General features: G+C 63.0%; 16 protein-coding genes. 4 read left to right on the top strand and 12 right to left on the bottom strand.

Annotated features, from left to right (window positions below; genetic code table 11):
- Window positions 1-51: 51 nt before the first annotated feature.
- From fabI to fabA, 3 genes are all read right to left on the bottom strand, one after another.
- Window positions 52-864, bottom strand: a complete 813-nt coding sequence (gene fabI, locus ACYG9Y_RS21600) for an enoyl-ACP reductase FabI (protein WP_023669564.1) — start codon at window positions 862-864, stop codon at window positions 52-54.
- A gap of 33 nt (window positions 865-897) precedes the next feature.
- Window positions 898-2118, bottom strand: coding sequence for a beta-ketoacyl-ACP synthase I (gene fabB, locus ACYG9Y_RS21595; protein ID WP_023738184.1), 1221 nt, complete (start codon window positions 2116-2118; stop codon window positions 898-900).
- A 123-nt stretch (window positions 2119-2241) separates the two neighbouring features.
- The gene (gene fabA / locus ACYG9Y_RS21590) at window positions 2242-2757 is read right to left on the bottom strand and encodes a 3-hydroxyacyl-[acyl-carrier-protein] dehydratase FabA (protein ID WP_023738185.1); all 516 of its coding nucleotides are present in this window, start codon (window positions 2755-2757) and stop codon (window positions 2242-2244) included.
- 344 nt (window positions 2758-3101) lie between these two features.
- On the opposite strand from fabA, the gene irrA reads away from it, so the two are divergent.
- The gene (irrA, locus tag ACYG9Y_RS21585) at window positions 3102-3533 is read left to right on the top strand and encodes an iron response transcriptional regulator IrrA (protein ID WP_031193300.1); all 432 of its coding nucleotides are present in this window, start codon (window positions 3102-3104) and stop codon (window positions 3531-3533) included.
- Between the two features lie 10 nt (window positions 3534-3543).
- Window positions 3544-3903 (top strand): DUF4260 domain-containing protein, encoded by a 360-nt coding sequence (locus tag ACYG9Y_RS21580; RefSeq protein ID WP_023738186.1) that lies wholly within the window; start codon window positions 3544-3546, stop codon window positions 3901-3903.
- Window positions 3904-3916: 13 nt separating this feature from the next.
- Here ACYG9Y_RS21580 and ACYG9Y_RS21575 read toward each other — a convergent pair whose 3' ends face one another.
- The gene (locus tag ACYG9Y_RS21575; RefSeq protein WP_023703477.1) at window positions 3917-4474 is read right to left on the bottom strand and encodes an SH3 domain-containing protein; all 558 of its coding nucleotides are present in this window, start codon (window positions 4472-4474) and stop codon (window positions 3917-3919) included.
- A gap of 157 nt (window positions 4475-4631) precedes the next feature.
- On the opposite strand from ACYG9Y_RS21575, the gene ACYG9Y_RS21570 reads away from it, so the two are divergent.
- Entirely contained in the window at window positions 4632-5633 is a 1002-nt protein-coding gene (locus ACYG9Y_RS21570) for a 2-hydroxyacid dehydrogenase (protein ID WP_023738187.1), read from the top strand.
- A gap of 12 nt (window positions 5634-5645) precedes the next feature.
- On the opposite strand, the gene ACYG9Y_RS21565 is transcribed toward ACYG9Y_RS21570, so the two are convergent.
- The 7 genes from ACYG9Y_RS21565 to dnaA form a co-directional block, all read right to left on the bottom strand.
- Window positions 5646-6059, bottom strand: a complete 414-nt coding sequence (locus tag ACYG9Y_RS21565; RefSeq protein ID WP_023669571.1) for an aconitase X swivel domain-containing protein — start codon at window positions 6057-6059, stop codon at window positions 5646-5648.
- Window positions 6056-7309 carry an aconitase X gene (locus ACYG9Y_RS21560; RefSeq protein ID WP_023715305.1) on the bottom strand — a complete coding sequence of 418 codons (1254 nt, stop codon included), beginning with the start codon at window positions 7307-7309 and terminating at the stop codon, window positions 6056-6058. Before ACYG9Y_RS21560 ends, ACYG9Y_RS21565 begins: the two co-directional genes overlap by 4 nt.
- Window positions 7306-7794 carry a GNAT family N-acetyltransferase gene (locus ACYG9Y_RS21555; protein WP_023738188.1) on the bottom strand — a complete coding sequence of 163 codons (489 nt, stop codon included), beginning with the start codon at window positions 7792-7794 and terminating at the stop codon, window positions 7306-7308. The genes ACYG9Y_RS21560 and ACYG9Y_RS21555 overlap by 4 nt, the downstream gene beginning before the upstream one ends.
- 4 nt (window positions 7795-7798) lie before the next feature.
- The gene (locus ACYG9Y_RS21550; protein WP_352609096.1) at window positions 7799-8554 is read right to left on the bottom strand and encodes a molybdopterin-synthase adenylyltransferase MoeB; all 756 of its coding nucleotides are present in this window, start codon (window positions 8552-8554) and stop codon (window positions 7799-7801) included.
- A gap of 31 nt (window positions 8555-8585) precedes the next feature.
- Window positions 8586-9731, bottom strand: a complete 1146-nt coding sequence (gene recF, locus ACYG9Y_RS21545) for a DNA replication/repair protein RecF (RefSeq protein ID WP_023715308.1) — start codon at window positions 9729-9731, stop codon at window positions 8586-8588.
- 58 nt (window positions 9732-9789) lie between these two features.
- Window positions 9790-10908: a DNA polymerase III subunit beta gene (gene dnaN, locus ACYG9Y_RS21540; protein WP_023669575.1), complete on the bottom strand. Its 1119-nt coding sequence runs from the start codon at window positions 10906-10908 to the stop codon at window positions 9790-9792.
- Window positions 10909-11209: 301 nt separating this feature from the next.
- Window positions 11210-12754 (bottom strand): chromosomal replication initiator protein DnaA, encoded by a 1545-nt coding sequence (dnaA, locus tag ACYG9Y_RS21535; RefSeq protein ID WP_031208576.1) that lies wholly within the window; start codon window positions 12752-12754, stop codon window positions 11210-11212.
- Window positions 12755-13324: 570 nt separating this feature from the next.
- Here dnaA and ACYG9Y_RS21530 point away from each other — a divergent pair.
- The gene (locus tag ACYG9Y_RS21530) at window positions 13325-13576 is read left to right on the top strand and encodes a hypothetical protein (RefSeq protein WP_155927304.1); all 252 of its coding nucleotides are present in this window, start codon (window positions 13325-13327) and stop codon (window positions 13574-13576) included.
- Between the two features lie 26 nt (window positions 13577-13602).
- Here ACYG9Y_RS21530 and rpsT read toward each other — a convergent pair whose 3' ends face one another.
- On the bottom strand, window positions 13603-13869 hold the full coding sequence (gene rpsT / locus ACYG9Y_RS21525) for a 30S ribosomal protein S20 (RefSeq protein ID WP_023681995.1): 267 nt from the start codon (window positions 13867-13869) through the stop codon (window positions 13603-13605).
- Window positions 13870-13959: the final 90 nt, after the last annotated feature.

Genomic DNA, 13959 nt, shown 5'->3' with positions numbered 1-13959 from the left:
GATATCTCCTTAAAATGAGTTTCCGCCGATGCATCTAATTTTACTGGTGAGTTAATCGCGTACGCTGTCGGTCTGCTTCAACTCATCCAGGGTTGGCATCGACACGATGTGATAGCCGGAATCCACATAATGGATTTCGCCGGTGACGCCTGACGAGAGGTCGGACAAAAGATAGAGCGCCGAGCCGCCGACCTCGTCGATGGTCACCGTGCGGCGCAGCGGCGAGTTGCGCTGCTGGTAGGAGTACATGTGGCGGGCGTCCGAGATTCCGGCGCCGGCCAAAGTACGCACCGGTCCCGCCGATATGCCGTTCACCCGGATGCCGCGCGGGCCATAATCGTTGGCGAGATACCGCACGCTGGCTTCCAGCCCGGCCTTGGCGACGCCCATGACGTTGTAGTTCGGCATGACGCGGACAGAGCCGGCATAGGTCAGCGTGATCATCGCGCCGCCTTCGCTCATCAGCGGGGCGGCATGGCGGGCGACCTCGGTGAAGGAGTAGCAGGAGATGACCATGGTGCGGACGAAATTGTCGCGGCTGGTGTCGGCGTAGAGCCCTTTGAGCTCGTTCTTGTCGGAAAAGCCGATGGCGTGGACGACGAAGTCGAGCCCGCCCCATTCCTTGCCGAGCGTCTCGAAGGTGGCGGCGACCGATGCGCTGTCCTCGACGTCACAGGGCACCACCAGAGACGCGCCAAGCTTCTCGGCAAGCGGCTTGACGCGGCGCCCGAATGCGTCGCCCTGATAGGTGAAGGCAAGCTCCGCCCCGTGTTCGGACAATTTCCTGGCGATGCCCCAGGCGATCGAATGATCGTTGGCGACGCCCATGACAAGCCCGCGCTTGCCCTTCATCAGTCCGTCCATGGCCGGCAATCCCCCTACAATAAAACGCTGGCCTTATGCGGAATAGCGCTGGAAAATCAGCGTTGCGTTGGTGCCACCGAAGCCGAACGAGTTGGACAAAACCGTGTCGATCCTGGCGTCGTCGATGCGCTTGCGCACGATCGGCATGTCCTCGAATTCGGGATCGAGGTTTTCGATATGGGCGCTCTCGCCGATGAAGCCGCCTTGCATCATCAGGATCGAGTAGATCGATTCCTGTACGCCGGCGGCACCCAGCGAATGGCCGGTCAGCGACTTGGTCGAGGTGATGAACGGCATCGTGTCGCCGAACACCTCTCGGATGGCGCCCATTTCCCGGGAATCGCCGACCGGCGTCGAGGTGCCGTGGGTGTTGATGTAGTCGACCGGCGTGGACACCGTCGCCAGAGCCTGGCGCATGCAGCGCACCGCGCCTTCGCCCGACGGCGCCACCATGTCGTAACCGTCCGACGTCGCGCCATAGCCGACGATCTCAGCGTAGATCTTGGCGCCGCGCGCCTTGGCGTGTTCGAGCTCCTCCAGGATGAGGACGCCCGCGCCGCCCGCGATGACGAAGCCATCGCGATTGGCGTCATACGCGCGGGAAGCTGTCGGCGCACGATCGTTATACTTCGACGACATCGCCCCCATGGCATCGAACAGGTCCGACATCGTCCAGTCGAGGTCCTCATGGCCGCCGGCAAACATCACATCCTGCTTGCCCCACTGGATCAGTTCGTAGGCGTTGCCGATGCAATGCGCCGAGGTCGAGCAGGCCGACGAGATCGAATAGTTGACGCCGTGGATCTTGAACCAGGTGGCGAGCGTCGCCGACGCGGTCGACGACATCGCCTTCGGCACCGCGAACGGACCGATGCGCTTGGGGCTGTTGTTCTTGAGCGTGGTCTCGGCCGCCTCGACGATGGTGCGGGTCGAGGGGCCGCCCGAGCCCATGACGATGCCGGTGCGCTCATTGGTGATGTCGCTTTCGCCAAGCCCGGCGTCGGCGATCGCCTGGTCCATCGCGACATGGTTCCAGGCCGCGCCCTGGCTCAGGAAGCGCATGGCGCGCCGGTCGATCATAGGGGTCGGGTCGAGCGTCGGCGCACCCCAGACCTGGCAGCGGAAGCCGTGTTCGGCGAAGGAATCTGAGAAGCTGATGCCTGATTTGGCATCATGCAGCGAGGATTGCACCTCGTTGGCGTTGTTGCCGATCGACGATACGATGCCGAGGCCTGTGACGACGACCCTTCTCATTCGCAACTCCTTCCAGCGGATGATCCCGAAACCCTAGTCGGTTTTCGCCGGCGATCATACGCAAAATCAAAATGCCGCAGCGGCGTTGCGTCTCGGAAGAACGCGCCGCTGCAGTGGCGCCGGTCAGGCGGCCGATTGCTTGGACAGCCCCACCTTGAGGTCTGTCGCAGCGTATATGGGTTCGCCGTCGGCCTTAAGCCAGCCATCGGCGATACCGAGCACCAGGCGTCCACGCATGACGCGCTTGAAATCGATGCCGTATTCCACCTTCTTGACCGAAGGCGTCACCATGCCCTTGAACTTGACCTCGCCGGTCGACAGCGCCATGCCCTTGCCCGGCTCGCCGAGCCAGCCGAGGTAAAAACCCGTCAATTGCCACATGGCGTCAAGGCCCAGGCACCCCGGCATGATCGGATTGCCGATGAAATGGCAGGCGAAGAACCACAGGTCCGGCTTGATGTCGAATTCGGCACGGATGAAGCCCTTGTCGTAGGCGCCGCCGGTCTCGCTGATCTCGGTGATGCGGTCGAACATCAGCATGGGCGGGTAGGGCAGCTGGGCGTTGCCGGGCCCGAACAGCTCGCCGCGGGCGCAGGCGAGCAATTCCTCATAACCGTAGCTGGATTTCGAACCCGCCATATGTCTCGTCCCCATAATCGTCCCGGGCGGTGGGGCGCCCTTGTCGTTGGTTTCCTAACACAATCCCATTCGGGCCGGAAACCGGCGTTTGCGCTTAACCCGCCCGTCTGCCCGGGTCAATGCGCGCTCTCGCATCGGCCTGGAAATCGATTCCGATTTCCAGAAAGCACGATGCTAGCCAAAAGTGATAGAGCGCATTTGGTGCGTCCAACTGGCCGCACGTCGCTCTATTGATCGTATTCGGCCAACAGAATATATGTCGGGAGGTGCCCAGTTTCGGCCGATGACGTTTTTTCGCCACTCTGGGCGTGTCTTGAGGCAGAACTGTGGGCTTGGACGGATAGATGGATCTGGGCGGCCGGAAGGAAAATGTCGCTGTGGACAAGCGGGTTCGCGAAGCCGGCCTCAGGCCGACACGCCAACGCATTGCGCTGGCCGATCTGCTGTTTGCCAAGGGCGACCGCCACCTTTCGGCCGAGGAACTGCATGAAGAGGCGGTCGCCGCCGGCGTGCCGGTCTCGCTCGCCACCGTCTACAACGCGCTTCACCAGTTCACCCAGGCCGGCCTGCTGCGCATCCTGGCGGTCGAGGGGTCCAAGACCTATTTCGACACCAACACCTCCGATCACCATCATTTTTACATCGAAGGCGAAAACAGGATCTTCGATATAGAAAGCGGTCCGGTGACCGTCTCCAACCTGCCGGAGCCACCCGCAGGCATGGAGATCGCCAATGTCGACATCGTGGTGAGGCTGCGCCCGAAGCGCAGCGTTTAAGCCCCAACCCGTGAAACCTGTCGATTTTGCAATCCGGCTCGAATGGGTTGCGGTCGCGGTCGTGGCTATAGTCGCCTATGCCGCGTCAGGCGTTTCCTGGTGGCTGTTCGCCCTGCTTATCCTGGCGCCAGACCTGTCGATGCTGAGCTATCTCGCCGGGGCACGGATCGGCGTTGTCGCTTACAATGCCTTGCACATATTGATCGTCCCGCTGTTGCTGGCGCTCGCCGGATATGTTCTGGCCAACTCGACGGCGACCGCGATTGGTCTGATCTGGATCATCCACATCGCCGTCGACCGCGCGCTCGGCTACGGTCTCAAATTGTCGACCGGTTTTCAGGACACCCATCTCGGCCGTATCGGCCGTTAGGACTCCAGCAATCTCAATTCTTGACGTGCTCGCCGGGATAGGCGCCCCACACCTGCGACTGGGCGATCCAGCCGGTGTGGCCGTCGAAGGTCATTTCGCACCACTGGCCATCGCAGGTTTTGATCGTGCCCGTAACGCCCGGCTCGATGATCGCGATGACGCTGGCGTCCTTATCGGCATCGTCGAGCAGATTGATTCGGCCACCTTTGGTGCGTTGCCAAGGGGCGACGATCGCGGTCCGGCGGCCCGACAGCAGCGACTGGTTGATCCAACCCTCCGAGCCATCGGCATCGCGCACGCGCCGCCAGGTATCGAATTCCTGGATGATTTCCATCGGCAGGCCGGCCTTTGTGTACATCCAGTCTACGGAATAGTTGGCGCCGGGGCCAACGCGCGAGTTGACGCGAGCCGATTTCAGGCTGACGAAACGCGGCAGCGGCAGGCCGCTCGGCCCGAGCGTGACCGTCTGCACAGGTGCGGCGGCACCTTGCGCCGCGGCTTGCGGGAAATGCAGGAGAGCGCCGAGAAGCGCTGCGCTGAGGATCAGGCGAAGCGACGCGAAACCAGACACTTTCATTCCTTTCGGCGCGTGCCCTTTGGTCCGGGCGCCCCTTTTTCTTTGTCTTCGGCGGCACCGCTTGTTACAGGAGTGGCAGGCACCGCGACCGGTATTCAGTTTCGCCTGTCTTGGTTAAAGAGGTCTCAACGAGATCGGGTTCGAGGAAACAATGGCAGGCAAAAAACGGCCTCTCGTCGTCATCACGCGCAAGCTGCCCGATCCGGTCGAGACCCGCATGCGCGAACTCTTCGACGCCAGGTTGAATGTCGAGGACAGGCCGATGACGCAGCCGGAGCTGGTCGCGGCGATCAAGGAAGCCGATGTGCTGGTGCCGACCATCACCGACCAGATCGATGCGGCGCTGATTGCCCAGGCCGGCGACAATCTCAAGCTGATCGCCAATTTCGGCAATGGCGTCGACAAGATCGATGTCGCTGCGGCGGCCAAGAAAGGCATTACCGTCACCAATACGCCGAACGTGCTGACCGAGGATACGGCCGACATGACCATGGCGCTGATGCTGGCCGGCCCGCGGCGGCTGGCCGAAGGCGCCAATGTGCTCACCAGCGACAAGAAATGGGCCGGTTGGTCGCCGACCTGGATGCTCGGCCGGCGCATCTGGGGCAAGCGCCTCGGTATCGTCGGCATGGGCCGCATCGGCACTGCGGTTGCGAGGCGCGCAAAGGCTTTCGGCCTGTCGATCCACTACCATAACCGCCATCGCGTGCTGCCGGCGGTCGAGGAAGGGCTTGAGGCGACCTACTGGGAAAGCCTCGACCAGATGCTTGCCCGCATGGACATCATCTCGGTCAATTGCCCGTCGACGCCGGCGACCTTTCATCTGCTTTCGGCGCGGCGCCTGGCTCTGCTTCAGCCCACCGCCTATGTGGTCAACACCGCGCGTGGCGACATCATCGACGAGGAAGCGCTGGTCAAGCTGATCCAGGACGGCAAGATCGCCGGCGCCGGCCTCGACGTCTACGAGCACGAACCGGCGCTGAACTCGAAACTGCTGAAGCTTGCCGCGAAGAACAAGGTCGTGCTTTTGCCGCATATGGGTTCGGCGACGATCGAGGGCCGCATCGACATGGGCGAGAAGGTGATCATCAACATCCGCGCCTTCTTCGACGGCCACCGGCCGCCGGACCGCGTGCTGCCGCTACGGACTTGAAGCGGGCCGCGTTCAGGATGCGGTTGTGAGGGCGCCATCCGCCGCGACACTCACACGCTTGCCGCGATAGGCCTCAAAATCGTCGCGCTCGAGCCTGAGCGCTACCGGCGTCGGCCAGCCCATTTCCCTGGCCACGATCAAGCCAAGCAGCAGGATCGCGTCCGGCTCGTGCAGCACGAGTGCCGTCGGCGCATGGCCATTGTGGACGAGTTCCATCAGCACGGCTGACGCTGAGGACGAGCCGATCGTGCCGGGCAGGAACAGCACACGCCCGGAAATGGTCTCGCCATGATGCGGGTGACGGACATCGGCGATGCGGCCGCTCTTCGGATCGACGCCACCCCAGAAGCTGATTGGCGCGGTCAGCACCAAGGCCAGCCCTTCGCCTCCGCTGCCCGGCACCAGTATGTCGGCTGCAGCATTCATGCGGCGATGTCCGTAAACCTGGGCTTACCGGCAACCGCGCTTTCCACGCAGTCGGCCAGCGAGCCGTAAAGCACGGCGTAACCGGTATTGCCCGGCGCGTAGTGCGCGAATTTTCCCGAATTGGTCATCAGCACGCCGCCGGCCAGATCCGGCAGGATCGGCGTCACCACCACGCAGGTGTCGGCGACGATGATGACGCCGCTGGCTTCGAGCATCTTGCGCTTGCCGTTCTGCTCCAGCCTGGTGAGCACGTGGCGGCCGGTGCAGGCGTAAATCGGCACGCTGAGCCGCCGCCCGCCAATCAGCCGCTCAAGTGCATCGAATTCGGCCAAAGACAGATGCGGACTGCCGATCGCCACGGCATCGATGGCGGTCTGCGTGGCTGCGGTGGACAGGCCGGCGCGGGCCTTCATGGCCATCTCCGGCGTTACGCGGATCATCGTTTCCGGCCTGCCGCCCACCAGGATGGTCTCGGCGTCGGGCGCCTCGGGCGTCACGCCGGCAATGTGGAACAGGCCGACGGCGCCCGACGATGCCGCAGCCGCGCCGAAGGCCTTCAGCGCATCCTCGCCGGGATGGCTGAATATGCCGGTGACGACGCCGATCGCATTGCCGACCTCACGGCCGTAGAGGTTGCCCAGCACCGGCCAGGCGATCTCGGAGCCAAGGAACGAGGCGGATAGGCCGGACACATCGAACAACAGCCGTGCCTGCCGGTTCTCGGGGCGATGCAGGCCGTAATCCGGCGCGCGGCCCGATATGGCGCAGGCGATGTCGAGGAAGTCGCCATAGCGGTTGGTGCGTGCCCCCAGAACCGAATTGCAGAACACCACCGCGTTGGATTCACCCCAGGCGACATCGCTGCCAAGCGCCGGCCTGTGGCCGGCCTGATAGGGCGCGCAGGTCCAGCTCTGCTCGCAGCCCAGTTTGCGGTAGGCCTCCATCATTCGTCGCGCCATGCCGCGCGCCGGCTCTTCGAGGCGCACGCGCGAGCAGCCCATCAGGTCGAGCGCGCCGACATTGAGCGTCGAGCGCACCGCGACCCTGGCGCCGCCATCGACCAGCCTTTCGGCAAACAGCGTGCCGGAATCGCCGTGATAGAGCGCGCCGTCTATATGCGTCGAGGCGATCGGGATCAGTCGCGGCGCGCCGAGCAGCGCAGCGCTTTCGGCAACGATGCGCATCGCCATCGCCGCCCCGTCATGGCCGGAGGCGATTGTCTGCTCCTGTGCGCTGAGGGCGAGGCTCACGCGAACTCCTTGCGCATGGTGATCGAGGTCGGCCGGTCATAACCGTCATGCGCCGTGCGCGCGGTTTCGCGGAAGCCGAGACGCGCAAAGGTTGCGTGATTTGCCGTGAGCTCGACCCGCGTCTGCAGTTCGATGGCGGGTTTGTTGCGGTTGCGGGCAAGATCCTCGACAGCCTGCATCAATCGTCTGCCGATGCCTTGGCCCTGAAGCCCGAGTTCGACGGCGAGCTTGCCGACATAGAAATCATAGGGTCTCTCCAGCGCAAAAATGCAGCCTGCGATCTGGCCGCCCTGCAGAGCCACGAACACCGTTTCCCGCCCAGCCTTGTCCCTCAGGCTTTCGACGCTCAGCAGATGCGCAGAGGAGGGCGGATCGATGACGCCGTCCATCGGTGCAAAGGCGCGCATGATCAGGCTGAGCAGTTCATCCCAGCGCTCGAAATCGGAGGCGAGCTGCGTAACAAGGACGCTGGTGGACTGATCCATGCGGTCAGTTTTTCTTGTAGCGGATCGTGTCGAAGCGCGCCGACAGCGCATCGTAGAGCAGCAGCCGGCCGACCAGTGGTTCGCCGATGCCGGTGATCAGCTTGATGGCTTCCATCGCCTGCAGCGTGCCGACGACGCCGGTCAGCGCACCGACGACCCCGGCCACCGCGCAGGACGGCACCAGCCCCTCTGGCGGCGCTTCAGGAAAGAGGTCGCGATATCCAGGGTTCGGTCTGCCGTCGGCGCCGGTCCCGAACGGCATCAACACCGTCACCGAGCCGTCGAAGCGGCCGACGGCGGCATGCACGAGCGGCCGCTTTTCCGCCGCGCAGGCATCCGCCACCACATAGCGCGTCTCGAAATTGTCGGAGCCGTCGACGACCACGTCGTAGCGCGCGACGAGAACGGCAGCATTGTCGGCCGTCAGCCTGAAATCGTGCAATTCCACCGCGACATGGGGATTGATCCGGGCGATCGCTGCTTTGGCGCTCTCGGTCTTCGCCGTGCCGACCGTATCGGTGGCGTGGATCACTTGCCGCTGCAGATTGGACAGCGAGACAATATCGTCGTCGACGATTCCAAGCGTGCCGACGCCGGCGGCAGCGAGATATTCCAGCACCGGCGCGCCGAGCCCGCCGGCGCCGATGACCAGTACCCGGGCCCGCTTCAGCCTCTGCTGGCCGGCGCCGCCGATCTCCGGCAGCACGATATGGCGCGCATAGCGTTCGAGCTCTTCGTCGGTGAGGGCGGCAGGGGTCATTGCCGGACCATATAGCGGAGCAAAAAGCTTGTCAGGTCTCTTCGGTTGGCCCGACCGTGCCTTGGTCGACGGTGAGGAACTGCGCGCGTCCCCTCAGGCTGGAAAACAGCGCGGCGTCGGTTCCGGTCATGAAGGCCTGGCAATTCAGCTCCTCCAGGATCGAGAACAGCGCGGCGCGCCGGCCGGCATCGAGATGCGCGGCAATCTCGTCGAGCAACAGGATCGGCGTCATCCCCGACATCTCGCCGGTCAGCCTTGCGTGCGACAACACGATGCCGACCAGCAGCGCCTTCTGCTCTCCGGTCGAGCAGAGTTCGGCCGGCATCGCCTTGGGGCGGTGGCGCACCAGTAGATCCGAACGGTGCGGGCCGTCGAGCGTGCGTCCGGCGGCGCGGTCGCGCTCGCGGCCGTCGGCAAGGGCGTCGCGATAGCGTTGCTCGACATCCACAGCGGGTGCTGAGGCGACATGGCTTTCAAGGTCGCCGAAGAGGCTGATGTCGGCTTGCGGAAACGGCCCGCTGGACGGCAACATGTCGATCATGGCGGTAAGCAGGCGCACCAGCTCGGCGCGCGCCGCGGCAATCGCCACGCCGGTTTCGGCCATCTGCATCTCAATGGCGTCGAACCATGCGCCGTCTCGCGAACCTTCCGTAAGCAATCGGTTACGTCCGCGCATCGCCTTCTCATAGTCGAGCGCGCGCTGGCCGTGGCCGGGATCGATCGCAAGCACCAGCCTGTCGAGAAAGCGCCGCCGGTCCGCGGCAGGTCCGGGGAACAGGCCGTCCATGGCCGGCGTCAGCCAGACCACGCGCAGCCATTCCAGCATGGCGTCGGCCGACCGTGCCGGCGCGCCATTGATGCGCACCTTGCGACCACCCTCGCCGGCCGCTTCACCCCCGGTGATGCCGGTGCCGATCTCGACCTGTCCCTCCGGCCCGTCGAGCCTTGCGTGGAGCGCAAAGCCGCCATCGCCGCCTTCGCGGGCCACGTCGACATAGGGCGCGCGGCGCAGGCCGCGGCCAGGCGTCAGCAGCGAGATGGCTTCCAGGAGATTGGTCTTGCCGGCGCCATTGTCGCCGGAAAACACCACCGCGCCGGGTGAAAAGCCGATCGACAACGCCGCATAATTGCGGAAATTCGTAAGTGTGAGCTTACTTATGTGATTTTGTTCCGGCAACCGCTATCCGCCTATAGAAGTCGCCGCAATCACTATGCTGCAGTGTGCCGCAGTGCGGCTACACCCGCATCGGCATCAGCACGTAGAGCGCGGTCTCATCGGCCATGTCGTGGATCAGCGTCGGCGAGCCGGCATCGGCCAGCATGAACTTGGCTTCCGTGCCGGTGAGTTGAGCAGCGACGTCGAGCAGATATTTGGCGTTGAAGCCAATCTCGATCGGGTCGGACGAATAGTCGGCCGCCAGTTCCTCGGTGGCGCTGCCCGAATCCGGATTGTTGACGGCAAGCGTCACCTGGCCTTCGGTGATCGAAAGCTTCACCGCGCGGCCGCGCTCGGAGGAAATGGTCGAGACGCGATCGACGGCGGCGGCGAAGCTCTGGCGGTCGATGATCAGCTTCTTGTCGTTGCCGGTCGGAATGACGCGCTGGTAGTCCGGGAAAGTGCCGTCGATCAGCTTCGAGGTCAGAACCACGCTGCCGATGGTGAAGCGGATCTTGGTGTCGGACAATTCGGTGGTCACCGCGACATCGGGATCGTCGACCAGCTTCTGCAACTCGCTGACCGTCTTGCGCGGAATGATGATGCCCGGCATGCCTTCGGACCCGGCCGGAGCGTCGATCTCGGCGCGCGCCAGGCGGTGGCCGTCGGTCGCCACCGAACGCAGCTTCAGCTTGCCGCCAGTTTCATGCGTGTGCAGGTAGATGCCGTTGAGATAGTAGCGCGTCTCTTCGGTGGATATGGCGAACTGGGTCTTTTCGATAAGGCCTCTCAGGGCGACGGAATCGAGCCGGAAGATGTGTGAGAAGGATCCCGCCGAAAGCTCCGGGAAATCGGACTGCGGCAGGCATTGCAGGCGAAAGCTCGAGCGGCCCGACGTTACCGTCATGGCGTTGCCGTCCTCGTCGGTCTTCAGCATCACTTCGGCGCCGTCGGCCAGCTTGCGCACGATGTCGTAGAGCAGGTGCGCCGGAACCGTCGTCGCCCCGCCGCGCTCGACCTTTGCCGGCGTCGCTTCGGTCACTTCGAGGTCGAGGTCGGTGGCTTTCATTTCAAGGCTGGCGCCCTCGGCGCTGAGCAGCACGTTCGACAGGATCGGTATGGTATTGCGCCGCTCGACCACGCGATGAACGTGGTTGAGCGACTTCAGGAGATTGGACCGTTCCAGGATAACACGCATGACGAAACAGGCTCGCTTGAATGAATGGACGGGTCACCAGTGGGCGGCGCCCCGCGAAAGGTCTGAACAGGCTCAGAATCTATGCAAACTGACAGGAAAAAGCCAGCAAACGCAAGTCCGGGCCACCGGTTCGCGCCGGTCAAGCGGGCTTTCTGGGGATAAAGCGGACGTTGGCCGGCAACCGATGCATGTCGCCGAAAACTGCGCAGCGGTTTTGGGACAAAGACATGCATCAAAACAAGAAAATTTAAAGCGCGACGACCGAATACTCTAACCCGGCGCGCTCCGTTTGCCGCGCCGATCAGGCTTGGTCGTTGATCAGCCTGCGCAACAGTTCCAGTTCCTGCGCCAGCGTGTTGTCGACGCCGGAAAGGTCCTCGATCTTGCGCACCGCATGCAGCACCGTGGTGTGGTCGCGCCCGCCGAACCGCCGGCCGATCTCCGGCAGCGAGCGCGGCGTCAATACCTTCGACAGGTACATGGCGACCTGCCTGGGCTTCACGATGGTGCGCGTGCGCCGGTTGGACAGCAACTCGGTCTTCGACACATTGTAGTGGCGCGCCACGATGCGCTGGATGTCCTCGATGCGCACCCGCTTCGGCTCGCCAGAGCGATAGATGTGCCCCAGGATCTCGTCGATGCGGTCGATGGTGATCGCCGGCTCGAACGACTGACGAAACAGCAGTTGGTTGAACGCGCCCTCCAGCTCACGACCGCTGCCGGTCACCGTGCGGGCGACATGGTTGAGGATCTCCTCCGAAATATTGAGCGATGCATCGTCAACCTTGGCGGTGGCAAGCCGAAGTTTGAGCATCCCTATGCGCATGGCGAAGTCCGGCGCCGACATTTCCAGCGCGACACCGCCATTGAGGCGCGAGCGCACCCGCGGTTCCAGCGATTCCAGTTCCGACGGCGGCCTGTCAGCGGCAACCACCACTTGCTTGGCGCTGTCGAGCAGCATGTTGATGAGATGGCAGAATTCGTGCTGGATCGACTTGCCCTGCAGGAACTGCATGTCGTCGATGATCAAGAGGTCGATGTCGCGCAGCTGTTCCTTCAGCGTCAGCGCATTGTTGTCGCGGATCGCGGTGGCGAAGCGCCACATGAAATATTCGGCCGTCAGATAGACGACGCGCGATTTCGGGTTCTGTTTCAGGGATTCGGCCGCAATCGCCTGCAAAAGGTGCGTCTTGCCGAGCCCGACGGTTGCATGAAGGAACAGCGGGTTGAAGCGCACCGCGCTCGACTGCGATTCCGCCACGGCTTTGGCTGCGGCGAAAGCCACCCGGTTCGACGGGCCTTCGATGAAGGAGCCGAACGTGTAGCGCGGGTCGAGCGGCGACCCCAGCACATTGTGCCGGAATTCGCTCTCGATCGGCGTGCCGGGACGAGGGGCGGGCGCCCGCTCCACCCTGCCGGGGCCGACCGTGCCGGCCGCCAATGCGGTCTGCGTATGCTTGGTCATCTTGCGCGCCGGCACGGCCTCGGGTTCGACGCCATTGCGGGCAGGACGGGTCGCGGTGCGCACGACCATCTCGATCTTGAGGATTTCGGGATCCTCGTGCTTCCACAGATCGGCGATGAGATCGAGATAATGGCCATTGATCCACGAGCGCAGGAAGGCCGTGGGCACCGAGATGCGTACAATGCCCCGGGAAGCCTCAGCCACCTTCATACGGCCGAACCAGCTCGAATAGACCTCGGTTCCCAGGCGCGCCTTCAACTGGGCCTTGACCCGGTCGAACTTCTGTTCCGCGTCGCTGGAAGCCACCATATCGTGCGCTCCGACCAATGTTCCGGGAAATGGCAGGTCGCCCGTAAGCTCCCGCTCGATGCCGCTCTGCATGATTGTGCGTCCCTTTTTCCTTTGTACCTTTTTCCCGCCGGGAGTGCGCCTCCTGCACCCATGTTTCCGGCGACCGTATCTTCGCTACAACACCACCGCCGCCGCCGGCGGATGACGTTGCCTCGTCAAAAAGGGATCGGTCCCGGCTGCTTAAAGCCAGTCCGTCTGACATGTTCGGGCAAAGCGGTGCTGCCCGGCGAAAACGCCGGTGCGCCATCAAGCTGCCATGTACAATTACGCCAGTCCCCTATCGTATCGAAAAGGCAAGCCATACCCGTTCGCGGAATTGATCCACGTCATGAATTCTGCCACTGTTAGCTGGCCGATTCAGGCTGGGTTAAGGGCTAATGGCCCGTCCCTTTCGATAGATCGACATTACCGAAATCGCTGTGGATAGGGCAAGGCCACCTCTAACGGATTTTTAAGGAATCTGGTTAGTGAACAACGGTTCGGGCTCCGTGCTGGAAGCGCATATTTTGACAAAGCCATTGGGATTCAAACCCTTTTGCCGCGAATATGAAAATGGCTGTGCGGTTTGAAATTTTCTGAAATAATTCGCTTGACACCAACTTGCTGCCTGTCGCCCACAGGCGATGTGAACAAGCTGTGGATCACTTCCAGCAAGTCGCTGAAAAATATCAGCAATTTGTGACAGCCAAATTTATTGGCGTGGGCCGTTTCGGCGGATTGGAATATCAGTGGGAGTGTATGTGCCGGCAAAGCATTCCGGACTCTGGAATGCGGCTCGGGCGTGCTTTGCGGCCGTTCTTTTTAAGTGCTTGCCGGCAAACGAAAAAACCCGGCGCGATTGGCCGGGTTTGAAAGAACGACAGTTCAGGAACGGTCGATCAGGCCGACAGCACCTTGAGGCGGTGAGCCAGACGCGACACCTTGCGCGATGCCGTATTCTTATGGATCACGCCCTTGGTCGCGGCGCGCATCAATTCCGGCTCTGCGGTCTTGAAGGCTTCCAGCGCGGCTGCCTTGTCGCCGGCAGCCAGTGCCTCTTCGACCTGGCGGACATATGTACGCACGCGCGAGCGGCGGTTCTTGTTGATCGCTGCGCGGCGGGCGATCTTGCGCGTTGCCTTTTTGGCCGAGGAGGTATTGGCCATGATGCCTCTCTTCTGATCTGGTGGGCGCATGCGGGATGCCGCAGGGCGCAAAAAATAAACGGGCAGCCAACGGCCGCCTCGGTTGGAGCG

The sequence above is a fragment of the Mesorhizobium sp. W050 genome (assembly GCF_054719535.1).
Note: the sequence above shows the minus strand (reverse complement) of the source record. Positions and strands in the feature narration are given on the sequence as shown.